The following is a 25401-nucleotide window of genomic DNA, read 5'->3' as shown; positions in this document are numbered from 1 at the left end:
CCCCTGGGCGCCGCACCGTCCTTGCGATCGCCGTCTGGGCAGACGGCGTCGCTGCCGGCGCGGAGCGCGGACGCCGAGCGAGAGGTTCAAGCGACGGGATCTCGGCTCATCGCGAGGGCCAGGACAGCCCTCGCGCGCTCACTTGCCCTTGGCAGAGCACTGCATCGCGCACATCAGATCGCCGGCCGCGCACCCGCAGCCGCCGCGCTTGGCCGGCGCGGGGGCGGCGGCCGGGGCCGGGGAGCCGGAGGCAGGCTGCGCCTTGCCTGCGGAGCCGCCGGAGGTCTGCCGCGCAGGCCGCGCGCCAGCGCGGGCAGGCGCAGCCGTCGGCGCGGCGCTCGGCGTCGCGCTCGCGACCGGCTCCGCGCTCGCCGTGGCCGTCGCGCTCGCGGTCGCCGTCGCGGTCGGCGTCGGCTCGGGCTCCGGCGGTGTCGTCGTCGCCGGGGCTGCCGCCGTGGTCGCGTTGTCGGCAGCGGCGGGCGCCGGCGCCTCGCCACCGCCCTTCATCATGAAGAAGACGCCCGCGATCGCGATGCCCGCGATCGCGATGCCGGCGCCAATGATGAGCGGGGCGCGGTTCTTGGGCGCCGCCTCGATGCTCGTCGGCGGCGCGACGGACGGCGCCCGCGCCGTGGTCACGATGGGCGCGCTGAGCTGGAACAGGCCGCCGTCGTTCGCGACGATGCTCGCCACCGGCGACGGCGCCCTGACGCCCGCTCCCGACGCGAGGGCCTTCAGGTCGATGAGGCCGGAGTCCTCCGACGCGCTGACGCTCGACCGCGCCGGAGGAGGCGCGGCCTTCGCCGTGAGGGCGCTCAGCGAGAACAGCATCGAGTTCTCGTCGCGCTGGCCGGGGGCGGTGCCGCTCTTGAAGAGCGGAGCGCTCGTGGCCACGTCGTCGGAGCTCGGCCGATGCGCCTCGGGCGCCGGGCTCGCGCCGAAGAGGTCCTGCGTCGGGCGCGCCGGATCGCGGCGCACGGCCGCCGCGCGGGGCGCCGGGGCGGACGCCGCGACCGCCTCGATGCCCGAGGAGGTCTGCGATGCGGCCGCGCCAGCGCTCGGCGCGGGCTGCGACTGCACGGGCGCCGGCTCCTGCACGGCCGTCGAGACCGGGGCGCTGCCGGCGTGCAGCGCCGCGACGATCGTGTCGACCTGGCCGACCGGCTGCCAGTCGGCCATCCCGTCCGCCCAGATGTACGTCTCGGCGTTGATCACCCCCGCCTGGTAGCTGGCGACGATCTCGGCCAGCGTCATCGAGCGCTGATCGCCGTCCGCCACGTTGACCAGGTACGTGGTCCCGTCGTTCGGAACGCTCGTGCCGGAGACCGGATCGGCGACCCCGCCGTTGGTCGTCACGCCCGAGCTGTTCACCAGGATCGTGGCGCCGCACTTGCGGCACTTGATCTTGACGGTTCTGCCTTGGACCTTCTCGTCCGAGACCGTGTATTTCGACTGACAGGACTGGCAGGTGATCTTCATTGGGGGCTGGCCCGCAGGGGGGTAATGCCGGCGAGGCGTCGCGTAAAGTTTACCTTGATGCCGCGCCGGTGGCTCGCTCTCTGACGTGCCAGTCGCGCGTCTGATCTCGCAGCTCCGCTTTACGATAGCCGAGGTCGTCATCCCTTCGTAAAGCACAAAGGAACGAAGCCGCTGATGGAACCGTTGTCGGGGTGCGTCACACGGGCGCGCAGGCCGGCGCCTGGAGTGCGACCGGTCACGTCGCGCCCCGCGCGCCGACCTGCCAGGAAAGGCGCGGGGCGCGCGCGCCGCGGAGGGCCGGTCACGCGCGGCGGCGGAGGGCGATGCGCGCCGTTCAGGCGTCGCCGCGCGCGGAACCGAGCTCTTCCAGGCTGGGCTCGTCGGTCACGACCGGCACGTCGTCGACCGGATCGTGGGGCTCGGCGGTCTCGCTCGGCCCCGGGGCCTCGTGGCCCCCGACGTGCTCGCCGTACGCCTGCAGCTTCGAGTACAGGCCGCGGCGGCTGATCCCGAGCACGCGGGCCGCGCGCTGCTTGTTGCCGCGCACGGCCTCGAGGGTCAGCAGGATGAGCTTGCGCTCCGCGTCGGCCAGGCGCGTGCCGACCGGGAGGCGCAGCACGAGCGGGTGCTCGGCCGCCTCGCCGGCGTCCCGCGGCGGCTCCGCGTCGGGGATGCTGCCTTCCTGAGGCCTCCGCGGCAGCGAGGCGGGGCCCACGGAGGGCGGCGGCGGCGCGACGACGTGCGATGGCGCAGGGTCGGACGGGACCGCCATGTCCGCGGGGTGGACGATCGGCACCGAGAGCGGCTCGGCCGGCTCGAGAGGGACGACCGGCGCCGCGGTCCGCTGGGACGCGACGCTGTCATGGGCGCGCCGGCCGGAGCGCCGCTCGATCCGGCCCTGGCCGAGCTGGACGTCGTTGGCCGACACCATCTCGCTCGAGGCGAAGAGCGCGGTCTGCTCGATGACGTTGCGCAGCTCGCGGACGTTGCCCGGCCAGTCGTGCTCCGTCAGCCGCTCGACGGCGGCGTCCGTGAGCCGGCGCGCCGGGGTGCCGTAGCGCTTCGCGAACTTGAGCAGGAAGCGCTCGGCGATGGGCAGGATGTCCTCCCGGCGCTCGCGCAGCGGGGGCAGCGTCACCGTGAACACGTTGAGCCGGTAGTAGAGATCCTCGCGGAAGACGCAGTCGTCGACGAGATCGAGCAGATCCTTGTTCGTGGCGGCGACGACGCGGACGTCGGCCTCGATCTCCTTGCGGCCGCCGACGCGGGTGAAGCGGTAGGTCTCGAGCACGCGGAGCAGGCTGACCTGCACCGCAGCGTCCATCGTGCCCACCTCGTCGAGGAAGACGGTGCCGCCGGCCGCCGCCTCGAACTTGCCCTCCGCGGCCGCGAACGCGCCGGTGAACGAGCCCTTCTCGTGGCCGAAGAGCTCGCTGCCGATGAGCTCGCGCGGGATGGCGCCTGTGTGCACCGGGACGAACGGGCCGGCGCGGCGGCGGCTCCGGTTGTGGATGGCGCGCGCGACGAGCTCCTTGCCGGTGCCGCTCTCGCCCACGATCAGCACGGGCGCCATCGTCGCGGCGACGCGCTCGATGCGGGTGAAGACCTCCCGCATCCGGGCCGAGCCGCCGATCATCCCCTCGAACACGAGCTGCCCGTGGAGGGGATCGTCGTCCTCGCCCTCGACGAACTCGCGGGCCGGACCGTCGAAGAGCAACTGGCGCACGAGCAGTACGAGGCGCGCTGGGTCGAGCGGCTTCTGGAGGTAGTCGGCCGCGCCGAGCTTGAGCGCGTCGACGGCGCTCGTGATCGACGCGGCGCCGGTGACCATGACGACGGCGGGCGGCGGCGTCTTCGGCTCGGGCCCATCGAGCTCGCCCGGGGAGAGCCGGCGCATCAGATCGACGCCCGTCATCCCTGGCAGGTTGAGGTCCGTGACGAGCACGTCGGCCGGGGTCCGCTGATGGATCTCGAGCGCTTGCTCGCCGCTCGAGGCGACGACGACGTCGAGCCCTTCATGGCGCAGCACCGCCTCGAGGATGGCCGCCTGGTCGGGCTCGTCCTCGACCAGCAGCACACGGCCGTGCTGGTTGTGGCTCCGATGCGGCGAGCGCGCTTGTCCGCGCGGAATTGCAGCAGATACTGCGTTCGGTCCCAAAGCTTCCCTCCCAGCTCGGCGGACGGACGGCTCGGCCCCGTGCGATATGAAACGTGCCGCTGAATGTGTACCCTGCGAGGGCTTCACATCAACTCGGGAGTTGCCTACTTCTCGGTGCAAGCCCCCCTCACATGCCGTCCGTGACATGCCGTCCATGCGCAACGGATGCGACGCCCCCGGGTCGCTGCCCCCTGTGGTGACACGCCAGCGCGTGCATCACCAGCGCTCGATGATGCCGCATGCGATGCGATCGGCCAGCGCCATGCACGTAAGCATCGGGTTCACGGCGGGACTTCCAGGAAAGACGCTCGTGTCGGCGACGTAAACGTTCTCCAGATCGTGGCAGCGCCCCTCTTCGTCGACGACGCCGTCCCGAGGGTTCCTCGACATCCGCGCCGAGCCGAAGGCGTGGTTCGCCGCGGTGATCGTGTCGCGCCCGTCGAGCCGCTTGCTCTTCAGGATCTCGGCTTCTGCCGGCGACGTCAGCTCGTCGGGGATGCCGTGCAGCCCGGGCAGGATCGACGCAGCGCCCGCCGCCCAGCAGATGTCCGACAGGATCCCCAGGCCGCGCTGGATCTTCTCGACGTCGCGCGGCGCGTAGTCGAACCGCACATCGGGATCCCACGAGCCGCGCTTCGGACGGACCGTCCCCCGCGACTGCTCGGCCGCGATGATCACATCGAAGGGCGCCATGCGGTGATACGTCCGGAGGTGACGCTGGTAGTCGTGCCCGAAGCCGGGAAACCGCGCGGCGAGCACCGCGGGGGGCGACCAGAGGACCTCGAGCTTGATGCCCTGCTCGAGGAAGTGGAGCGAGTGATAGCCCTGGGTGGCGCCTTCCCACGGGTCGATGGGATCGGGGAACACCGCCATGATCGCGAGCCCCGGGTGGAGCTGCAGCTCGTTGCCGACATGGCCGCTGGAGTTGGCGGCGCCGCTGCGGAGCAGGATGAGCGGGGTCGCCATGCAGCCCGCCGCGAGCACGACGAGCTTCGCCCGGATCTCGACAGGCGCCCCCTCGCGCCACGTGAACGGCTCGATGGTGCGGCCGCGCATCCCGACCGCCCGCTTGCCGGAGAGGAGCAGGGTCTCCGCGCGCACGCTGGTGAAGACGCGCGCGCCCGCCCGGATCGCGGCGGGGACGTACGAGATGTCGGTCGACATCTTCGCGCGGTTGCGGCACCCCGTGAAGCACTCGCCCGAGCCACGGCAGCCGCGCACGTTGCGGTGGGTCGGCTCGCTCGACAGGCCCAGCGCGTCGCAGCCCCGCTTGAAGCGCAGGTTGCGCTCGCCCTGCACCTCGACGGGCGTGGGCGCGACGCCGAGCAGGCGCTCGACGCGCTCGTAGTGGGGCGACAGCGCCTCCAGCGTGATCGACGCCGTCCCTGTCCGGTCCGCCCACTTGTCGAACACCCACGCGGGCGAGCGCGCGCAGATCGCCGAGTTCACGACCGACCCGCCCCCGAGCGCGATCGCCTGCATGGTCGGGATGAGCATGCGCCCGCGCGCAGCGCGCATCCCGCCCTCGCGCAGCGTGCGCGCCAGCGACTCGCCCGCCTCCTGCCGGAAATCCTCCACCCCGAACGGCGGCCCCTCCTCCACGAGGATCACGTCGCGCCCCGCCTCGGCGAGCTCCTTGGCGACGACCGCCCCGCCCGGCCCCGACCCGACGACGAGCACCTCGCAGGACGCCCGCACCTCACCGTCGTAGTCGGCGAACACCTTCACCTGGGGGCGCGGCTCGCTGGGCGCGAGCGGCTCGACCGCGGCCCGCGCTCGGAGCGCGGCCACGGAGAGCGGGCGCCGCTCGGGGCTCGCGGGCGGGAGCGCCCCCGGCAGGCCGGGGAGCTTCATGCCGTCACCCCCGGCGCGAGCGACGGCGCGTTCACGGCGACCCCCTCGCCCGCCGGGCGCGCGGCCGCGCGGCGCTCAAAGGGCGTCGCGCAGCAGGCGACGCCGATCGCGCGGGCCACCTTCTCGTTCGCGAGGTAACCCATCGAGAGCATCGTCCGGAGCGAGAGGAACGTCACCCGCCGGAGGTAGATGCAGCTCTGCGCCATCGACGCGAGCACGGCGATGCGATCGGGCGGCGGGAGCCGCGTGAAGCGGGCGCGCCGCGGCCCGAAGACGCAGGGCGAGAGCTCGACGACGTGGAGCAGCAGCCGCAGGTAGGGCCGGAGCGGCCGCGGGGTGCGCGCAACGTAGTGCTCCACGTACTCGACCAGCCCGGCCTCGGTGCCCGAGAGCGGGATCGGTCCGCCGGCGGGAAATAGCGCGTCCGCGCAGGCAGCCACGATGGCCCGCTCCTTCACGGAGAGCGCGCGGGCGGGCGCGCCGGAGGCCCGGGCCCTGCGCGCGAGGCCGACGGCGGCGAGGGCGAGCGCCGCGAGCGCAACGACGAGAAGGATCACGGGCAGGTGCGCGACGACGTCGCTCATCATTCGACTCCTTTCCTGTCAGCGCGGGCGCCGGGCTGACCGGACGCCCCGGCGCCTCACGGACGGCGCTGCGGCCACGCGCGAGCTCGGCGGCGAGATCGACCTCCCCGGGACGCCGGCGTCCGCCCGCGGACGCCGCAGCGATCCGGGAAACGATCGCGCCTGCGACACCGTTCATCTCGCCCGAGGCCGTCATCATGGCTGCCTTGAAAGCCTAATCCGACGAGCGGAGTGCGCAATTTCGTTCGCACTGCGTCGGGGTGTTCGCACACCATCCTGTCCTGATTTACGCAGCCCGAGGTTATGGCTGTGACAATCGCGGTATGGTCGGCCCCCGATGAGCGACGAGGCCAGAAGCGCAGTGGACACGAGCGACGAGGTAGGACGCGACGAGCCGGCGGAAGACGAGGAGTCGATGGATGACGAGGAGCGCCCGACATCGCCGGCGCGCGATCTTCGGACCTGGCTCGCGGGCGCTCCCCTCCCCGCGTGGCTCCAGGTCGCGCTCGGGCTGGTCTTGCCGATGCTGGTCGCGCTCGTGGGGGCGCTGCGCGTCGCGAGCTTCACGATCGACGACGCGTACATCTCGTTCCGGTACGCGGAGAACCTCGCGAACGGCAACGGGCTCGTTTACAACGTGGGCGAGCGCGTCGAGGGCTACACGAACTTCCTCTGGACCGTGCTCCTCGCCGGCGCGGTGAAGCTCGGGGCGACGCCGCCGGCCGCGGCGAAGGTCCTCGGCGTCGCGTGCGCGTGCGGCGCGCTCGTCCCGACGTACCTCCTCTCGCGGCGGCTGCGCGCGTTCTCGAACCTCCCCTGCCTCGCGACGTGGCTGCTCGCGACGAGCATCCTCTTCTCCGGCTACGCGGTGTTCGGGCTGGAGACGCCGCTCTTCCTCCTGCTCACGCTCGCGGGGACCGAGCTCTTCCTCCGCGAGGAGGACGCCGCCGCGGCCGGCGACGCACCGCGGCTGGCGCTCACCTTGTCCTCGTTCCCCTGGTCCGGCGTGGTGTTCGCGCTCGCCGCGCTCACCCGCCCGGAGGCGCCGCTGTTCCTCGGGTTGCTCGTCATCTGGCACGTGGACCAGGCGTTCTCGCGGCGGAACCTGCTCCGCCTGCTCGCCTTCGCGCTCCCTGTCGCGGCGCACCTGCTCTGGCGGCACAGCTATTACGGCGCGTGGCTCCCGAACACGCTCGCCGCGAAGACCGGCAACTTCGCGCAGCAGCTCCAGGGCGGGAGCGACTACGTCCGCAAGTACGCGCAGCACGCCGGCGCCTTCCTGTGGCTCGGGCTCGTCTCGGTCGCGTCGTCGATCGTCCACCGGCGCCGGAGCGGCCTCGCGATCGCGTCGATCGCGCTGCTCTTCGGCGTGTACGTCGTCGTGGTGGGCGGCGACTGGATGCCGTACTTCCGGTTCCTCGCGCCCGCCGAGCCGTTCGCGTTCCTGCTCGCCGACGACGCGATCCGCGGCATCGCCGCGCGGCGCGAGCGGGCCGCGTCGCTCGCGCTCGCGGCGTTCGGCGCGATCACCATCGCGACCCGCACCGGCGAGCTCTGGCGGGCGCAGAGCAACCTCCTCGTCAACGACAAGGGGTTCTGGGACGACGCGGCCGGGCGCACGGCCGACTGGCTCGTGCAGAACGCGGAGCCCGGCCCCATCGCGATCGCGGACATCGGCTACGTCGGGTACCGCACGGGCTTCCCGATCGTCGACATGCTGGGGCTGCTCAGCCCCGAGGTCTCGAGCCTGCCGGGCGGGTACACGCACAAGGTGGGCACCGGCTACACCGACGCGCTCTTCTCCAAGAACCCGCGCTACTTCCTGATCATCGCCTCCGGGGCCGACTGCCGGAACCCCACGGTGCCTTCCTCGCGCGCGTCGTACAACGATCCGCGGTTCAAGAAGGACTACAAGCTCCGCCAGACCATCGCCCTGAAGAAGGGCGGCGCCTGGTGCATCTACGGCAAGACGTCGTACCCCTGACGGCCATCCCGCCGCGCGCTCGCCTCACCGCGCCCCCGCCTCCGCTCGCCTCACCGCGCCTCCGCCTCACCGCACGCTCACCTCACCGCGGCTCGTCGCCGCGCGCCGGCGCTTCTCCTTGCGCCTCCGCCGGGGCGGCGGTCCAGAACGCGCGCACGTCCTCGATGCGCTCCGTCCGGCGCGCGTCGGGCAAGCTGTCGAGCAGCACGCGGCCGTAGCCGCGCGTGCGCACCCGCCGGTCCAGGATCGCGACGATGCCGCGATCGGTGCGCGTGCGGATCAGCCGGCCGAAGCCCTGCTTCAGGGTGATCGCGGCCTGCGGGACGCTGTAGGCGATGAAGGGGTTGCCGCCGGACTGCTCGATCGACGCGCACCGCGCGGCGACGACGGGATCGGTCGGCACCGCGAACGGGAGCTTCTCGATGATCACGAGGCGCAGCGCCTCGCCGGGGACGTCGACCCCCTCCCAGAAGCTCATCGTCGCGACGAGCACGGCGTGCCGCTCGGCGCGGAAGCGGCGGAGCAGCGCGCCCTTCGGCGCGTCCCCCTGCACGAGCAGCGGGATCGGCTGCCGCGCCGCGCCCCCGGCCGCCCGGGCCTGCGCGGGCGCGCGGGCGAGCCGGGCGCGCAGGGCCGCGGCGAGCGCGTTCATGGCGCGGATCGACGTGCACAGGACGAACGCGCCGCCGCCGGTGATGCCGATGAGCTCGGCCATGCGATCGGCCGCGCGATCGACGAACGCCGCGTCGGTCGCCTCGGGGAGGTCGCGCGGCGTGTAGAGCAGCGCGGCGCTCGGGTAGTCGAACGGCGACGGGACCTCGAGCTCGTCGACCGGCACCGACACCTCCTCGTCGAGGCCCATCCGCGAGCGGAGGAAGCGGAACCCGGACGCGCCGGAGCCGCCCGTTGTGAGCGTGGCGCTCGTCAGCACCACGGCGCCGATCCTCTCGAAGACGTGCTCGCGCAGCATGTCCCCGAGATCGACCGGCGACGCGCCGAACGAGACGGCGCGCCCGCGCACCTCGACCCACGTGACCTGGTTGGTCGCGGGGTCGACGATCCGCGCGGCGTCGTCGCGCAGCTGCGCGGCGCGGTTGCCGACGAGCTGCACCGCCTCGCTGATCGCGTTCGCGCTCGCGTAGCTCGCGAGCGCCTCGAGGTGGTTGTCCAGGCGATGGTAGGCGCCGAGCAGCTCGCCCGACCACGCGTCCCTGGCGAGCGGGACCCGGGCGTCGCCGCGATCCGCGCTGCCCGCGGCGCCGCCGAGCGCGGCGAGCCGATCGAAGAGCGCGTCCGCGGACTCGCGCACCACGGCCGTGATCGCCGTCCCCTCGCCCCGCCCGAGGATGTGGTCGGCGAGGCCCGACGCGATGAAGGCCCGGTCCGCGTCGCGGAGCATCGAGTCGACCCGCGCGCGCGAGGCGCGGACGCCGAAGAAGCTCGTCGCGATGTCCTCGAGCTGGTGCGCCTCGTCGAAGATCACTGCGTCGTACGGGGGGAGCGCGCCGGCGCCAGCGAAGCCGCGGCGCGCACCGGCGATCTTCAGCGCGAGATCCGCGAAGAAGAGGTGGTGGTTGACGATGAGCAGGCGCGCCGCCTCGCTGTCGCGCTTCATCCGCGTGACGAAGCACTCGTCGTAGTAGTCGCACGAGGCCCCGAGCCGCGTCTCGCTCGACGACGCCACCTCCCGCCAGAGCGGATCGCCCTCCGCGAGGTAGGCGAGCTCGGCGACGTCGCCCATCTCGGTCTCCTGCGCCCACGCCTCCAGGAGCGGCAGCGAGCGCCCCGCGGTCCCGGCGCCCGCGCCGGGGCTCTGGCGGAGCTCGTTGTAGCGGCGCAGACAGAGGTAGTTGCCGAGGCCCTTCACCAGCGCCGCGCGCGGATCCAGCCGGAGGTGCTCGGCCACGAGCGGCAGGTCCTTCGTGTAGATCTGGTCCTCGAGCGCCTTCGTCGCGGTCGAGACGACGACCTTGCGGCCGCTCAGGATCGCGGGGACCAGGTAAGCGAGCGTCTTGCCCGTCCCGGTGCCCGCCTCGCAGAGGAGGATGCGGTCCTCGGCGATCGCCCGCTCGACCGCGCTCGCCATCGCGACTTGCCCCTCGCGGTCCTCGTAGCCCGGCAGGCCGCGCGCGAACGGGCCGGAGGGCCCGAGCAGGCTCGCGGCTCGGTCGAACGGCATCGTCGACCGCTTACCGCGGCAGGGCAGTCTTCTCCAGCGAGAGGGCGAACCCCACCTCGCTGACGGCGAGCTCGAGCGACGCCACCGGCTTCTCGAACTGGACCTCGCACCACGTGTCCAGCGTCCGCTCCGCGTCGCCGGGATCGCGGACCTGACGGAGCGCGGCCTCGCCCTCGGTGTAGCCGCGCGCCACGGCGGGCTCGGCCAGGCCGCGCGCCCGCTCGAAGAGCTGCTCGTCCGCCGCGCCCGGGAAGTCGTTGCGCTGCGCGCGCACAACGAACCCGACGCGCAGCGGCTCGGCGCCCACGACGATCCCCGAGTCCATGAGGAGGTTCTCCCGCACCCGCTCCGCGACGTGCACGGCGTCGCCTCGGGTGCGGTAGACCTCGAATCCGGCCTGGAGCAGGGCTTTCTTTATCTCCGCGGGTGTCGGCATCGTCCGCTGGTTCCCGGCTACCCCCATGCCAGCAGGAACATCCATCGCAAAATTGCGGGGGCCTCGTCAAGCTGACAGCGCTGCCATGGGTCTGTGGCGCTTTGGCGCGCCCGCGCATTTCTGCGCCGTCCCGTGCGGGCTACGAGCTCGACCGCGACGGCCTCGGCTCCCCCTCGTCGAGGAAGCAGACGCCCACGATCGACCCGTCCGGCTCGTCCTGGACCCACGTGATCCGGCCGGGGCGCGGGGCCCTGCCGTCGAGCCAGACCGTTAGCTCCGTACCGGGATCGAGTGAATTTTCTATCACCACCCGAAGCCCGCCGACGCTGGCGTTCAGCGTCCAGCCCGAGACCGCGCGATCCTCGGTCTCGAGGCGCACCCGCTCGCTGAGCTCACGGCGAGCGCTTCTGCGGCGGTTCGCCAGGAGCTGAGGTGGAATCTGGAGCGACGGAGGAGTGAGGGTTCTGCGTCGAATCACAGAAGAAAATTACAAGCACACGCCGTGCCCGGGAATGAGTTTCGACACCTCCCGAGTAAGTTCAGTCTGGACGGGAGGGGCGAGCTGATCAGTGGGCTTCGGCGTGGTCGGGCTTGTGGCCGGAGCCGTCGCTCGGCTCCTCGAACACGGAGACGGGCTCGAGCAGCGAGAGCTGGTCGCGCTTGATGCCCACGCCCTTGTCGGAGAAGAAGAGGTCGTTCTCCTGCAGCCGCGATCGCACGCGGGCGATGAACAGGATAGGCATGCCCGCCTGCGTGTAGCCGAGCTGCACCAGCGTGCCCTTCGGCCAGTTGCCCCCGTCGAACGTGAGCTCCTTGCGGAGCGTGTAGAACCCCTCGGCCGGGAGGCGCTGCAGCGAGTCCGCCCACGTCGTGCCCCGGAACGAGACGGCAGGGCCGTGGAAGTGCCAGCGGTTGTGGACGTTGTGATCGGGCGTCGTGACCGTCGGCAGACCGTTGTCCGAGTGGTTGTGGAAGGAGACGATGATGCCGGCAGGCACCTTGTCCTCGTTTCCGGGGAGCGGCTTTGTCGTCAGGTAGAGGCCGCAATCAGGGAGGTGTGACTTCGAGCTTGCCATGGGATGAGCCCCTAACCCCGCTCTCGACCGCCGTAAAGACACGCCGTCGACGCCGTGCTATGCCGCGCCAGGCCAAGGCGAGAGGCTGCTCGAGGAGCGAGCAGCGCGCCCCGGGAGCGAGCCCTTCGTGAACAGACTGAGCCAAATCTTCGGCGCTGCCATCGTCATCGCGATCGCCGTCGTCTTCATCGTCCAGTTTCGCCCGAACACCGGCCCCGTGCAGTCGACCGCGAGCACCTGCGCCGTCGAGGTCCGAGGGAGCTGCCTCTCCTCGATCGAGTTCAACGCCTCGAGGAACCTGCTCGCGATGCGGAGCGTCGACGAAAATCGCCTCCGGGCGATGGGGCTCCGGCGGATCACGGCGGAGGGGCTCTACGAGCGGTGGCTCCTCAACGAGGACGCGAAGCGCCTCGGGATCAGCGTCTCGGACGACGAGCTGACGGCCGAGCTCGGGACCGGCAGGGTGCGTGTCTCGCTCCCGGCGGACAAGATCCGCCAGGTCGGTTACGCGCTCAACCTCCGAGAGGACCTGATTCGCTACCTGGACGTCCGCAACCGCCAGACAAAGAAGTTCGACAACAAGCAGTACGAGCGGCAAATCCGGAACATCACGAAGATGAGCCCCACGGACTTCCGCGATTACCAGCGGAAGGAGCTCATCGCGGCGCGGATGCGCGACTTCATCCGCGCGCGGGTCCGGGTCGGCGAGAACGAGGCGTTCGAGCAGTTCTCCCGCGAGAAATCCACCCGGACGCTCAGCTACGTGCGCTTCGACCGGCGCTTCTACAGCGATCTCGTCGTGGATACCTCGGAGAAGGCGATCCAGGCCTGGGCCGACGCCAACAAGGAGGAGCTCGACAAGACGTGGGAGGGGCGCAAGGCGCAGTACCTGCCCGAGTGCCGGGTCGCCCGGGTCATCACGGCCGAGGTGAAGCCCGACGAGGCCGAGCAGGGGCCGGAGGCGGGAAAGGCCGCCGCGAAGGCGCGTATCGAGCAGGCGGTCCAGCGCCTCAAGAAGGGCGAGAGCTTCGCCGACGTGGCGCGCAGCGCCAGCGACGACCCGAGCGCGGCGCGCGGCGGCGAGCTCGGCTGCGTGACCAAGGGCCGGCTCAGCAAGCCCGTCGAGGACAAGCTCTTCGAGATGAAGGCGGGCGAGGTGTCGGACCTCGTCGAGACCGAGGACGGCTTCCAGGTGATCAAGGTCGAGCAGATCGCGAAGGACGCCGAGGCCGAGAAGATCGGCCGGCTGGAGGCGGCGCGCGATCTCTACGTGGCCCACGAGTCGGAGCGGCTCGCGGCCGAGGCCGCCAAGCAGGTGCTCGCCGCCGCCGCCGGCGGCAAGTCGCTGGAGGACGCGCTCGCCGCCTACATGGCGCAGCTCACGCCCGCGAAGGGCGCGGCCGCCGCGCCGGGCGCGAAGCCGGAGGACAAGGCCGCGAAGCAGGGCGGAGCCACGGACGCGGGCGGTACGAAGAACGACGGCCAGACCGAGCCGGGCGCGGCGCGGGCGCCCTACACGATCGCGAACCATCCGAACCGGCCCACCGTCGAGGCGAGCCTGCCGTTCAACGTGTCGGGGTCGCCCATCGCGGACGCGAGGGACAGCACCGAGCCCGCGCGCATCGCCTTCCAGCTCGACAAGCCGGGCGACCTGCCCAAGGACGTCGTGGCGCTGGAGAACGGGTATGCCGTGATCCAGCTCAAGGAGAAGACCTCCCCGAGCCAGGAGCAATGGGACAAGGACCGCGAGTTCTACACATCGGCGATGCGGGCCGCCAAGCAGAACGACGCGCTCGTCGGGTACATGCGCCGGCTGAAGTCGACCATCGGCAGCGAGGTGAAGTACGACCAGAGCCTCCTCAAGGAGGCCAGGCCGGCCGAGGACGGCTCCGGCGAGCCGGAGCTCCCGATCGACGACGAGGGGGAATGACGTCGCTCCCGCTGCGTGACGCTCGGGACGTCGTCCTCTCGAACGGCCTCAAGGTCGTGCTCGTCCCGCAACCGCAGGTGCACCGGGCGGTCGCCTCGCTCTACCTGCGCGTGGGCTCGCGGTTCGAGACCCAGCAGAACAACGGGATCTCTCACTTCCTCGAGCACATGGTGTTTCGGGGGACGTCGACGCTGCCCTCGGCGCACGCGCAGGCGCTCGCCTTCGAGCGCCTCGGTGGGACGCTCTACGCGGCGACCCACGTCGACCACGGCGTGATGAGCATCTCCGTGCCGCCGTCGAACCTGGACCCGGTGCTCGCCCTGCTCGGCGAGGTCGCCACGTCGCCCCGCTTCACCGCGATCGAGGTCGAGCGCGGCATCGTGCGCGAGGAGATCCTCGAGGACCTCGACGACGAGGGGCGCGACATCGACGCGGACAACAACGCCCGCGCGCTCATGTACGAGCGGCACCCGCTCGGCTTCACGATCACCGGGGGCATCGACGCGCTCGACCGGTTCGACGAGCCGATGCTGCGCGCGCACCACGCCCGGCACTACACGGCGGCGAACGCGGTGCTCTGCGTGGCAGGGCGGTTCGATCCGGAGGCGTGCGCGCGGGTGATCGAGCGGCACTTCGGCGCGATGCCGCGCGGCGAGCAGGTGCCCGCCACGCCGCCGCCGAACGGGCAGAAGAAGCCGAGGTTCCGCTTCATCGAGAACCAGTCGAGCCAGACCGAGCTGCGGGTCGCGTTCCGGGGCGTGAGCGAGCGCGATCCGCGCGAGCCCGCCGTGGAGATGCTGCTCCGCGTGCTCGACGACGGCATGTCGACGCGGCTGTACGAGCGGATCTGCGACCGGCTGGGCCTCTGCTATGACGTGTCGGGGATGTTCGAGGCGTACGAGGACGACGGCGTCGTCGACATCGCCGCGGGCGTGCAGCACGACCGCGCGACCGTGGTGGTCCGGGAGATCTTCGCGCTGCTCCGGGAGCTCGCCGAGACCGGCCCGCGCGAGGACGAGCTGGCCAAGGCGCGGGACCGCCACCTCTGGTCGGTGGAGGCGATGCAGGACGACCCCGAGGCGACCGCGGGATTCTACGGGCTCTCCGCGCTCGCCGACATCGCTCGGACCCCGGAGGAACGGCACGAGGAGCTCGCCCGCGTCACCGTCGATGACGTGCGCAACGCCGCGCGCGCTCTGCTCCGGCCGGAGCGGCTGACCGTCGTCGCCGTGGGCCTGCTCCGCGCCTCCGAGGAGGCGAAGCTCGAGAAGGCCGTCCGCTCGTTCGGCTGACGCGCCGCCCACCGCGGCGCGCCGGGACACACGGCAGATCCAGGGAAGGTGGAATAAGCCGCGTTTCGCGCACGGCCGCCGCCTCTTCTGTCCTCAACCACGGACGGCGCTTCCCGCACCTCAGCCACGGAAGATGGCCTGCTTGTCCTCAACCACGGACGGCGTGCTCGTCGCCGGGGAGCGCGCCCGCCGAGCCTCGCGGAGCGTGGCTGCCTCGATCCCCTCGGCGCTGGCGGGCGTGGTTCCCGTCACCCCGGCAGAAGGTGGTCGGAACCACGAGTTTATATTTGCATCTATGCGCATCGACGCATATAGCTTGCCCGTGACCACCGTCATGGAGTCCCCGGCCCAGCCTGTCGAGGCGGTCGCGCGGTGCGAGCTGTACAGGCTGCTCGCCGATCCGGTGCGGGTGCGGCTCCTCGGCCTGGCTGCGGCGGAAGAGCTCGCCGTCGGCGAGCTGGCCGAGCTGCTCCGCGAGGGGCAGCCGAAGATCTCGCGCCACGCGGCCGCGCTCCGCGAGGCGGGCATCCTGCTCGCGCGGCGTCAGGGCACGTGGACGCTGCTCCGCCTCGACCCGCGCGCCACGACCGACCCGGTGGTCGACGACGCCGTGCGCGCGGGCCAGCGCGCGTGCGCGGCGGACGGCACGCTCGCGCGCATCGAGGAGGTGCTCGCCGCGCGCGACGCCGAGACCCGCGAGTTCTTCGCGCGCGGCGGGCGCCCGCTCCGCTCGGGGCCGCCGTCCGAGCTCGCCGCTTACCTCGCCGCGCTCGCGCCGCTCCTGCCCCACCGCCGGCTGGCGGTCGATGCGGGCACCGGCGACGGGGCGCTGCTCGAGGTGCTGTCTCCCGTCTTCGACCGCGTTGTCGCGCTCGATCGCGCGAGCGCCCAGCTCCAGCTCGCGGCAGAGCGTATGCGGCGGCGCAGCCTCGAGAATGTCGAGCTCGTGTGCGGCGAGATCGACGGATCCGAGGTGATCCGCGCCGTGGCCCGCGCGCTCGGGGGCGATCCGCCCGAGGCCGGCGAGCCCCTCTCCGGCGGCGCCGATGTGGTGTTCGCGGCCCGCGTGCTGCACCACGCGCCGCAGCCGGCGAGGGCCATGCGCGCGCTCGTCGAGCTCGCGCGGCCGGCCGCGCCCCCCCACGGGGACGACGCCCTGCGGGCCCGCGGCGGCGCGGTGTGCGTGCTCGATTACGAGGCGCACAACGATCCGACGCTGCGGGAGCAAGAGGCGGACATCTGGCTCGGCTTCACGCCGGCCGACCTCAGGCGCCTCGCCGAGGAGGCCGGGCTCTGCGGCATCGAGATCCGGCGGCTGCCGTCCGCCTGGCAGGGAGAAGGCCCGGATCGACACCTGGTTTGGCAGCTACTCGTCGGCTGGCGCGGCGCGCGCACCGGCGCATTCACGGGATAACGACAAGGGGACATCATGACTGCTGAGAAGAAGCTCTCGTACAAGGTCGCCGACATCACGCTCGCAGACTGGGGCCGCAAGGAGATCCGCATCGCCGAGAAGGAGATGCCCGGGCTGATGGCGCTCCGCGCCGAGTACGGCCCGACGCAGCCGCTCAAGGGCACGCGCATCGCCGGCTGCCTCCACATGACGATCCAGACCGCGGTGCTGATCGAGACGCTGGTGGCCCTCGGCGCCGAGGTCACCTGGTCGAGCTGCAACATCTACTCGACGCAGGACCACGCGGCGGCGGCGATCGCGGCGGCCGGCATCCCGGTCTTCGCCTGGAAGGGCGAGACGATCGAGGAGTACGACTGGTGCATCGAGCAGCAGCTCTATGCCTTCAAGGGCGGCAAGGGGCCCAACATGATCCTCGACGACGGCGGCGATCTCACGATCATCGCCCACGAGAAGCACCCGGATCTCTTCACCGGCAACGACCCGATCCGCGGGCTGTCGGAGGAGACGACGACGGGCGTGCACCGGCTCTACGAGATGCACCGCGCGGGCAAGCTCAAGGTGCCCGCGATCAACGTCAACGACTCGGTGACGAAGAGCAAGTTCGACAACCTCTACGGCTGCCGCGAGTCGCTAGGCGACGGCATCAAGCGCGCCACGGACGTGATGTTCGCCGGCAAGGTCGCCGTCGTGTGCGGCTACGGCGACGTCGGCAAGGGGTGCGCGCAGTCGCTGCGCGGCCTCGGCGCGCGCGTGATCATCACCGAGATCGACCCGATCTGCGCGCTGCAGGCGGCGATGGAGGGCTACGAGGTGAAGCGCCTCGAGACCGTCGCCCCGATCGCCGACATCTTCGTCACGGCGACCGGCTGCGCCGACGTGGTCCGGGCCGAGCACATGCTCGCGATGAAGGACGAGGCGATCCTCTGCAACATCGGCCACTTCGACTCCGAGATCCAGATCGCGTGGCTCGAGAAGAACCCCGAGATCAAGGAGGAGAACATCAAGCCGCAGGTCGACCACTTCATCTTCCCGGACGGCAAGCGGCTGATCGTCCTCGCGCGCGGCCGGCTCGTGAACCTCGGTTGCGCCACCGGCCACCCGTCGTTCGTGATGTCGACCTCGTTCTCGAACCAGGTGCTCGCGCAGATCGCCCTGTGGACGGAGAAGTACACGGTCGGCGTCCATCTGCTGCCGAAGAAGCTCGACGAGAAGGTCGCTGCGCTCCACCTGCCGAAGCTCGGGGTCGAGTTGACGCAGCTCACGCAGGAGCAGGCGAAGTACCTGGGCATCCCCGCCGAGGGCCCCTTCAAGGCCGAGAACTACCGCTACTGAGCGGCGGGCTTTCGGCGCCTCCGCCGCTGGGGTAGGCGGCCGATCGATGGATCCTCGCCACAGCAAGGCAGAAGCCCAGCGCTACCTCGACACCTACGCCGCCACCTGCGGCGAGGATCTCGCCCTCCGCGTCTACACCTCCCGCCTGCTCGGCGCCGATCCGTCGCTCGTCCTCCACGGCGGGGGCAACACCAGCGTCAAGAGCACGGCCGTCGACCTGCTCGGCGACCGCGTCGACGTGCTCTTCATCAAGGGCAGCGGGTGGGATCTCGCGACGATCGAGCCGCGCGGCTTCCCGGCGTGCCGCCTCGCGCCGCTCCAGCGCGCGTGCGAGCTCGAGGCGATGACCGACGAGCAGATGGTCGCGCTCCTCCGCGGCCAGATGCTGGATCCATCGAGCCCGACGCCGTCGGTCGAGGCGCTGCTGCACGCGATCATCCCCGCGAAGTTCGTCGATCACACGCACGCGGACGCCGTGCTGTCGGTCATCGATCTGCGCGGCTCGGCCGAGGTCGTCCGGGCGATCTACGGCGACGACGCGCTCTTCGTGCCCTACGTGATGCCGGGCTTCGCGCTCGCGCGCCGCGTCGCCGAGCTCATCCGGGCGCGCCTCGAGCAGGGGTCGCTCCCGTCCTTGATGATCCTCGACAAGCACGGCGTCTTCACGTGGGGAGAGACAGCCGAGGAGAGCTACACGCGCATGATCGACGCGGTCACCCGCGCCGAGCGCTACATCGTCCAGCGCAGCGCGATCGCCTCGCACCCCACCGTGTCGGCGCCGGACCCGGACATCCGGGCCGCCATCGGTCCGGTCGTCCGGGGCGCGCTCGCCCGCGCCTCGGGCCGCCCGTGGGTCTGCACGCTCCGCACCAGCCTGGAGCTGATCTCGTTCTGCGAGCGCGACGACCTCGCCCGCGTCTCGCAGATCGGCTGCGCGACCCCGGATCACGTCATCCGCACCAAGGCGCGGCCGCTCGTGGTCGACGGCCACGCCGTCGCCGACGTGGGGCGCCTCCGCGCGGCCGTCGACAAGGGCATCGCGAAGTACGTGGCCGAGTACCACGAGTACTTCCGCCGCTCCTGCGCGGCGCGCGGCGTGAGGCGCGACGAGCTCGATCCGTTCCCGCGGGTGCTGCTGTTCCCGGGGGTCGGCGCGCTGTGCGTCGGCGGCTCGCGCGCCGAGGCCGAGATCGTCGCGGACGTCTACGAGCACACCGTCTCCGTGATCGAGGCCGCCGAGGCGCTCCGGGGGTACGAGCCGGTCCCCGAGCTCGACCTGTTCGACATGGAGTACTGGAGCCTCGAGCAGGCGAAGCTGAAGCTCGGGACCGGCCAGAAGGGCCCGCTCGATCGGCGCATCGCGCTGATCACGGGCGCCGCGTCGGGGATCGGCCACGCGACAGCGGCGGCGTTCCTCGCCGCGGGGGCGCACGTGGCGCTGCTCGATCGCGACGAGGAGCCGCTCGAGAAGGCCGCCGCCGAGCTCGACGCGCGCCACCGCGGCCGCTGCATCAAGATCGCGTGCGACGTGCGCAGCGAGGCGAGCGTGAACCGGGCGTTCGCGCAGGCCGCGGCGCACTTCGGCGGCGTCGACGTGATCGTCTCGAACGCCGGGCGCGCGTTCTCGGGGTCCCTCCACACGTCGGAGGGGCACGAGGCGCTGTGCGCCTCGCTCGAGCTGAACCTGCTCGGCCACCAGAACGTCGCCCGCGCGGCGGCGCGGGTGCTGCTCGCCCAGGACGCGGGCGGCGCGCTGCTGTTCAACGCGTCGAAGAGCGCGTTCAACCAGGGGCCCGCCTTCGGCCCGTACGCCGTCGCCAAGGCGGCGCTCGTGGCGCTGATGCGCCAGTACGCCGTCGACCTCGGCCCCCAGCGCATCCGGGCGAACGCCGTGAACGCCGACCGCATCCGCACCGCGCTGTTCGGCGCCGGCCTGCTGGAGGCGCGCGCGCGCGCCCGCAACGTCTCGGTCGACGACTACTTCCGCGACAACCTGCTCCGGCGCGAGACCACCGCGGCCGACGTGGCGCAGAGCTTCCTCTACCTCGCGACCGCCGAGGCCACGACCGGCTGCGTCCTGACCGTCGACGGCGGGAACGCGGCGGCGTTCCCCCGGTGAGCGGGCCGGGTCAGAGCCCCTGCGCGCTCGGGCCGCCGCTGCCCTCGCCGAGCGCGGCCTTGCCGGGCTGATCCTGCGCGTCGAGCCGGATCTTCTTCCAGTCCCCCGAGCGGAACTTCCACACCATGGTCGCGGCGAGGAGGACCACGTAGATCACGCCGGCCCCCCAGATGCCCATCAGGCCGAAGCCGAGCGTGATGCCGAGCAGCCACGCGAGCGGCACGAGGCAGGTGAAGTGGAGGATGAGCTCCACGACCATCACGAACAGCGTGTTGCCCGCGCCGAAGAGCGCCTGCGTCAGGATCATGCCGACCGCGACGAGCGGCGTGCAGATGCCCATCACCTGGAGCGGCCGGAGCGCCGCGGCCTGGACGAGCTCGCTGCTGCTGGCGAACGCGAGGATCTGCGGGGCGAAGATCGCCTCGAGCAGGCCGACGACGCCGAAGATCACGAGCCCCAGCCGGACGCTCACCCAGCCGAAGCGCGCGGCCTTGTCGCCGTCCTTCTCGCCGAGCGACTGCGCCACCAGGGTGGCCGTCGAGGTGCCGAAGGCCAGGCAGGCGGTGAACGTGAGCTTCAGGATCCCGACGATGACCGTGGTCGCCGCGCCGTAGACCGGCTCGGCGCGGCCCCCCGGGCAGAGCGGCGAGATCACGCCCGCCGGCGCGACCTGGTCGAGCTTGCTGGCGATCGCGTAGAACAGGCCGAAGCCGGTCATGATCGCGATGGTGGCGACGGCGCTCGGGATCGACAGCTTGAGGATGGACCAGGTGAGCGGGACCGAGAGCTTGCTCGCGGCGAACGGGCGGTAGACGCGCCGGTACTGCGGGAGGAGCGCGTACGCGAGCATGATCGCGAGGCCGACGTAGGTCGAGATGAAGCCCGCGATGCCCGCGCCCGCGATGCCGTACCTCGGGATGCCGAGCGCGTCGTTGCCGAAGATGAGCAGGAGGCACAGCACGATGTTCAGCGCGTTCATCGCGAGCGCCGAGACGAGGTGGATGTGCGTCTTGCCGATCCCGTCGAAGAACGCCTTCAGCGCGAACGTCGCCGCCATCGACGTCACCCCGAGCAGGCGCCAGCCGAGGTAGTCGAGCGCCGCCTGGCGCGCGTCCGGCACCTTGATGATGACCGACAGGATGTAGGGCATCGTCAGGTACCCGAGCGCCGAGAAGGCGACGCCCGCGACGAGCGCAAAGAACAGGGCGTTCGCGAGGACCGCGCCCGCGTCCTCGGGCCGCTTCTCGGCGAAGCGGCGCGCGGTGAACGCCTGCGTGCCGACCGAGATCGCGCTGAGCGAGCCGCCGAACAGCCAGAGGACGATCAGCGACGGCAGGAGCGCCGCGTGCGCGTTCGAGGACTCGGGGCACGGCAGGTGCGCGAAGAAGACGATGTCGACCTCGTTGACGATGCTCTGGGTGAGCATCGCCGCGACGGTCGGCAGCGCGAGCCTCAGGATGGCGCGATGGGGTGGGCCCGACGTGACGGCGTTCGGACCGGGCGCGGGCAGGACGATCTGAGCCATCGCAGGCTGCGCGGTATACAACGCCGCAGCGTGCGCGCGAGGGAAATGCGCCGCGAGCGGCGCAGCTTACTCGGCCTTGGCGACCCGCGACCGCCGCTTGTGACGGCGCCGCTTCGCCTCGCTGTGATCCTCGTGGCCTTCCTTGTCCCGCGTGTCAGCCTCGCCACGGGCGGGTGTCGGCGCCGCGGACTCGCGCGCCGAGGATGAGGACGATCGGTCGCGCGCCTTCGCGTCGCGCTTCGCGACCTCGCGCGAGGCGCGCTCCGCCGCGTCGCGCGCGGCGGGCTTGTCGGTTTTCGGAGCCGAGCTGCGCGTGGCCACGGCGGGCCCGCGCGGCGCAGCCTCGCCCCTGGCGGGCGGCTTCGCGGCCTCGCTCTTCGCGACGGCCGCCGGAGCGGGCGGGGCGACCGGCGCGGGCGGCGCGGCGCCCGCCCGGAGCGCGGCCACAGCGGGCGGGGCGGCGGGCGCGACAGCGAGGGCCGGAGGCGCAGCGATCCCCTGCCCCGCCGCGCCGGACGCGGCCGCGCCGGCTGCCGACGCCACCGGCGTCTCCGCGGCTGCTGCCGGTGTCTGCGTGACCGTGGCGCTCTCCGCGGTCGCCGCCGCTGCGGGCGCGACCGTCGCCGGCGCCTCCGCGCCCGCCTGTGTCTCCGCCGCCGGGGCCGCGTTCGCCGCCGGCCGGTCGTTCGCAGCGACATCGGGCCCAGCGGCCTGGGCCGCCGCCTCCTGTGGCGAAGAGCCCGCGTCGCCCGCGACATCGAGCAGCCTCGCGACAGCGGGGACGCCGGCCGCGATCTCGCGCCCCTTCCCCACGGCGAGCACGCCCGCGACCGTCATCACCGCGGCGACCGCCGCGAACCCGAGCGCGCGGCGACGGGAGCGCGCGCGGGCGGGCGCCTCCAGCGCCGTCAGGACGGCCCGGCGCATCTCTGTCGCGCTCTGGAAGCGGACGCTCGGGTGGCGCGCGAGCGCGCGCATCACAAGCTCGTCGACGAACGGCGGGATCTGCCGGGACGGCGCGCGCTCGCGGAGGCGCTCGGGGCTCCCCTTGATCTTCGCGTCGAGCAGCGAGACGAGGCTCGGCTCGACGAACGGCAGGCGCCCGGTGAGCATCTCGTAGAGGACGCAGCCGAGCGCATACAGATCGGCGCGCCCGTCGATGCGCCCCGACGCCGCCTGCTCGGGGGCCATGTACTCCGGCGTCCCCACGATCGCGATCGCGGCTCGGGCCGGCCCCTCCCCCGCGCCGGTGGCGTCGGCGACGCCGTCGGCCTCGCCGCGATCCTCGGAGAGGCACTTCGCGAGCCCGAAGTCGAGCAGCTTCAGGCCGGCGTCGGCCAGGGAGGTCGAGCCCGGGGCGCCGCTCGGGCGCGTCAGGAACAGGTTCTCGGGCTTCACGTCCCGGTGCACGAGGCCCTCCGCGTGCGCGAGCTCGAGCGCGCTCAGCACCTTGACGGCCATCGCGAGCGCGTCGCGCCAGTCGATCGCGGCCCCGCGGACGAGCACGGCGTCGAGCGTCTCGCCCTCGAGCAGGTCCATGCCGCAGAACAGGCGGCCATCCGCCGCCATGCCGAAGTCGTGGACCTTCACGAGGTGCTCGTGGGAGAGGCGCGAGAGCACGCGCGCCTCGCGGCGGAAGCGGCTCGCGACAACGTCGGTCGCGGAGTGCTCGGCGGACACGACCTTCAGCGCCACGCGGCGGCCCAGGTCGACGTGCTCCGCCTCGTAGACGGTGCTGCTCGCGCCGGTCCCGATCTCGCGCAGCAGCCGGTACCGCGTGCCCGGCAGCATGCCCTCGTCGCCGCGCTCGGCGGAGGCCATCGCCTCCGCGCGGGGGCTCACCGGCGTCACGGCCGTGGCGCGGTGCGCCTTGGCGGCGGCGACGAGGCTCGCGAACTCGCTGCGCGAGCGCCCCGGCTCGCCCGGGAAGAGCCGCTGCATCAGGTGCGCGGCCCGCGCGCGCACGCCGCGCTCGCCGCCGGGCAAGGCGACCGCCGCCCCGAGGAGCGCGGCGAGATCGCGCGCGGCGGCGCGGCTCGACGGGTACCGCGCGTCCCTGTCGAAGGCGGTGAGCCGCGCGATCACGGCGTCGAGCGCCGGCGGCGCCTCGAGCCCCACGGCGATGGGCGGCGGGTCGTTCTGGTTGCGCGCGACAGCGGCCATGTGCGTCTGCGCGTCGCCCTGGAGGAAGCGCCGCCCGGCGCAGAGCTCCCAGAGCATGATCCCGAGCGCGTAGAGGTCGACCCGCGCGTCGCCCGGGTCGCCGTTGGCGACCTCCGGCGCGACGTAGCCCGGCTTCGCGAACACGACGCCCGCGACCGTGTGGCAACGCCGGTTCTGCCCGCGCGCGGTGCCGAAATCGATGATCTTCACGTCGCCGGAGAACCCGAGCATCACGTTCTGGGGCGACAGGTCGCGGTGCACGATGCTGAGCGCGCCGCCCGACGGGTCCCTGCGCTCGTGCACGTGCGCGAGCGCCTCCGCGATCATCGTCGCGATCGCGACCGCCTCCGCCCAGTCGAACCGGTGCCCGAGCTGCACGGCGCGGGCCCGGACCTCGCCGAGGCTCCGGCCCTCGACGTGCTCGACCACGGCGTACGGCTCGCCCGTCGCGGGGTCGACGTCCGCCTCGATGACCTGCGCGACGCCGGAGTGCTGGAGCTGCGCCTGCACCCGCGCCTCGTCCAGGAAGCGCGCGATGTAGCTCGGGTCGGACGCGTGCTCGCGGCGGATGATCTTCACGACCACGGGCCGCTCGGCCCCTTCCAGGCCGGTCGTCGAGGCGAGGAACACCTCGCCCATGCCACCGCGCGCGATGCGTCGCAGGAGCACGTAGCGGCCGAGCGGCCGCGGAACGTCGTCCGCGGCGAAGCCGCTCCTGCTGGGCTCGTGCGAGGGCGGAAGAACCGGACGAGGCACGGTCACCGAGGAGTTCGCCATGGAGCGAACCTACCGGATGTAGGACAAGGTGGGCCAAATTCGGGAGGCCCGCTTCGCCAGGCCTCACAATGCGTGAAGATCCCTGGTAGGTCCGGCTCAACGCACCATTTCGACACAGGGGCTCTCCAGATTATCCACAGGGTTATCCACACCCTGTCGACAAAGTCGCGCAACGGACACAGCGTGTGGGCGGAGCATGGATCCGTCCAGGGAACCCATGAAACGCCGCGATCCCCTGTGGATCCGGGCCATTGCTCTTCCTGCGGGCCTCGGCTAATCCTTGCGAGGGATGCCCCGGCACGCTGTCCAGCGCCTGATGATCTTGCTGACGTTCGCGTTGGCGATGGTCATCCCGCTGCGTGCGGGCGCCGCGATCGTTCCGGTCTGCGAGGAGGACCGGATGACGCTCGTCGCTCCGCCGGACGAGCCGTCGTGCACCATCCTGACCAGCGTGAACGACGCGACGGGTGAGACGAGGGACGCGCCGATCTGCGATCCCCGCGGCGCCTCCTCGGTCGCCCCGCCCCGCACCCTGCCTGTCGCCGACGATCGGATCGACGCGGCCCCCGGGTGCGACGGTGGCGATCCGTCGCCGAGCGTCGGGCCGAGCTCGCGCCACCCCGTGCCCGCGGGCGAGCTCTCCAGCGCCCCGCAGCCGGCGCTGCTCGTTCCGGAGTTCGTCCTTCCTGCCCCGTTCGCGCCCGCGGCGAGCTTCTCGTTCATGGCGACGGCCGGGGGCCCGCGCTCCGGCGTCGAGCAGGGCGTCTACCACCCGCCTCGATGAGGCGCGCTCGCCGGCGGGCCGCGGTCGATCGCGCCGCGCGGTCTCTCGGAGGCCGCGGATCGGATCGCGATCTCGGCGCCGCCGCGAGATCCGGAGCGTTGCCGGTCTGACCCGAGCCCGAAGGCGCTCGTCCGGGCCCACGTCGCGCAGGCGCGCCCCTCCACGGGCGACGCGCCCCTCGCGGCCGGAGCCGGGCGCTGACGCCAGCGCGACGGGTCGAGAGCGGTCCCGGCGCTCCGCCAGGGGCTGACGCCGCGCGCACGCGGCGGCGGCTCCTTCGGCCCTGGGTGGCTCGCCATCCAGGGAGTTCGATTG

The 25401-nt window shown here is 72.4% G+C and carries 17 protein-coding genes; 7 read left to right on the top strand and 10 right to left on the bottom strand.

Going from position 1 to position 25401, the window contains the following annotated elements; translation table 11 throughout:
• Positions 1-138: 138 nt before the first annotated feature.
• The 4 genes from WMF42_RS14460 to WMF42_RS14445 all read right to left on the bottom strand — a co-directional run bounded on the left by WMF42_RS14460 (position 139) and on the right by WMF42_RS14445 (position 6078).
• Positions 139-1479, bottom strand: coding sequence for a zinc-ribbon domain-containing protein (locus WMF42_RS14460; protein WP_437692486.1), 1341 nt, complete (start codon positions 1477-1479; stop codon positions 139-141).
• A 334-nt stretch (positions 1480-1813) separates the two neighbouring features.
• Entirely contained in the window at positions 1814-3556 is a 1743-nt protein-coding gene (locus tag WMF42_RS14455; RefSeq protein ID WP_233561460.1) for a sigma-54-dependent transcriptional regulator, read from the bottom strand.
• A gap of 297 nt (positions 3557-3853) precedes the next feature.
• Positions 3854-5491: a GMC family oxidoreductase gene (locus WMF42_RS14450; protein WP_437692484.1), complete on the bottom strand. Its 1638-nt coding sequence runs from the start codon at positions 5489-5491 to the stop codon at positions 3854-3856.
• Positions 5488-6078 carry a hypothetical protein gene (locus tag WMF42_RS14445; protein WP_233561459.1) on the bottom strand — a complete coding sequence of 197 codons (591 nt, stop codon included), beginning with the start codon at positions 6076-6078 and terminating at the stop codon, positions 5488-5490. The genes WMF42_RS14450 and WMF42_RS14445 overlap by 4 nt, the downstream gene beginning before the upstream one ends.
• Before the next feature lie 334 nt (positions 6079-6412).
• Here WMF42_RS14445 and WMF42_RS14440 point away from each other — a divergent pair, with 334 nt between their 5' ends.
• Complete coding sequence (locus tag WMF42_RS14440) at positions 6413-8059, top strand: hypothetical protein (RefSeq protein WP_437692482.1); 1647 nt, start codon at positions 6413-6415, stop codon at positions 8057-8059.
• An 82-nt stretch (positions 8060-8141) separates the two neighbouring features.
• Here the strand turns inward: WMF42_RS14440 and WMF42_RS14435 are convergent, their stop codons facing one another.
• The 4 genes from WMF42_RS14435 to WMF42_RS14420 form a co-directional block, all read right to left on the bottom strand.
• On the bottom strand, positions 8142-10238 hold the full coding sequence (locus WMF42_RS14435) for an ATP-dependent DNA helicase (protein ID WP_061608169.1): 2097 nt from the start codon (positions 10236-10238) through the stop codon (positions 8142-8144).
• A 10-nt stretch (positions 10239-10248) separates the two neighbouring features.
• Positions 10249-10674 carry a hypothetical protein gene (locus WMF42_RS14430; RefSeq protein WP_061608173.1) on the bottom strand — a complete coding sequence of 142 codons (426 nt, stop codon included), beginning with the start codon at positions 10672-10674 and terminating at the stop codon, positions 10249-10251.
• 139 nt (positions 10675-10813) lie between these two features.
• On the bottom strand, positions 10814-11152 hold the full coding sequence (locus WMF42_RS14425; RefSeq protein WP_081426462.1) for a PilZ domain-containing protein: 339 nt from the start codon (positions 11150-11152) through the stop codon (positions 10814-10816).
• An 88-nt stretch (positions 11153-11240) separates the two neighbouring features.
• Positions 11241-11750: a hypothetical protein gene (locus WMF42_RS14420; protein ID WP_061608167.1), complete on the bottom strand. Its 510-nt coding sequence runs from the start codon at positions 11748-11750 to the stop codon at positions 11241-11243.
• A 127-nt stretch (positions 11751-11877) separates the two neighbouring features.
• On the opposite strand from WMF42_RS14420, the gene WMF42_RS14415 reads away from it, so the two are divergent.
• From WMF42_RS14415 to WMF42_RS14395, 5 genes are all read left to right on the top strand, one after another.
• Positions 11878-13680 (top strand): peptidylprolyl isomerase, encoded by a 1803-nt coding sequence (locus WMF42_RS14415; RefSeq protein ID WP_437692479.1) that lies wholly within the window; start codon positions 11878-11880, stop codon positions 13678-13680.
• The gene (locus tag WMF42_RS14410; protein ID WP_061608165.1) at positions 13677-14972 is read left to right on the top strand and encodes a M16 family metallopeptidase; all 1296 of its coding nucleotides are present in this window, start codon (positions 13677-13679) and stop codon (positions 14970-14972) included. Before WMF42_RS14415 ends, WMF42_RS14410 begins: the two co-directional genes overlap by 4 nt.
• Positions 14973-15267: 295 nt before the next feature.
• Positions 15268-16386, top strand: coding sequence for an ArsR/SmtB family transcription factor (locus WMF42_RS14405; RefSeq protein ID WP_437692477.1), 1119 nt, complete (start codon positions 15268-15270; stop codon positions 16384-16386).
• 15 nt (positions 16387-16401) lie between these two features.
• Positions 16402-17718 carry an adenosylhomocysteinase gene (gene ahcY, locus WMF42_RS14400; protein ID WP_061608163.1) on the top strand — a complete coding sequence of 439 codons (1317 nt, stop codon included), beginning with the start codon at positions 16402-16404 and terminating at the stop codon, positions 17716-17718.
• Positions 17719-17764: 46 nt separating this feature from the next.
• Positions 17765-19837 carry a bifunctional aldolase/short-chain dehydrogenase gene (locus WMF42_RS14395; protein WP_437692475.1) on the top strand — a complete coding sequence of 691 codons (2073 nt, stop codon included), beginning with the start codon at positions 17765-17767 and terminating at the stop codon, positions 19835-19837.
• A gap of 10 nt (positions 19838-19847) precedes the next feature.
• Here the strand turns inward: WMF42_RS14395 and WMF42_RS14390 are convergent, their stop codons facing one another.
• Complete coding sequence (locus WMF42_RS14390; protein WP_061608161.1) at positions 19848-21362, bottom strand: MATE family efflux transporter; 1515 nt, start codon at positions 21360-21362, stop codon at positions 19848-19850.
• A gap of 66 nt (positions 21363-21428) precedes the next feature.
• Positions 21429-24302: a serine/threonine-protein kinase gene (locus WMF42_RS14385; RefSeq protein WP_437692473.1), complete on the bottom strand. Its 2874-nt coding sequence runs from the start codon at positions 24300-24302 to the stop codon at positions 21429-21431.
• Between the two features lie 289 nt (positions 24303-24591).
• Here WMF42_RS14385 and WMF42_RS14380 point away from each other — a divergent pair, with 289 nt between their 5' ends.
• The gene (locus WMF42_RS14380; protein WP_061612626.1) at positions 24592-25086 is read left to right on the top strand and encodes a hypothetical protein; all 495 of its coding nucleotides are present in this window, start codon (positions 24592-24594) and stop codon (positions 25084-25086) included.
• Positions 25087-25401 lie beyond the last annotated feature (315 nt).

Origin of the sequence: Sorangium sp. So ce176 (genome assembly GCF_051519835.1) — a bacterium.
Lineage (GTDB): Bacteria > Myxococcota_A > Polyangia > Polyangiales > Polyangiaceae > Sorangium > Sorangium cellulosum_G.
This window is presented reverse-complemented; position numbering and strand designations above follow the sequence as displayed.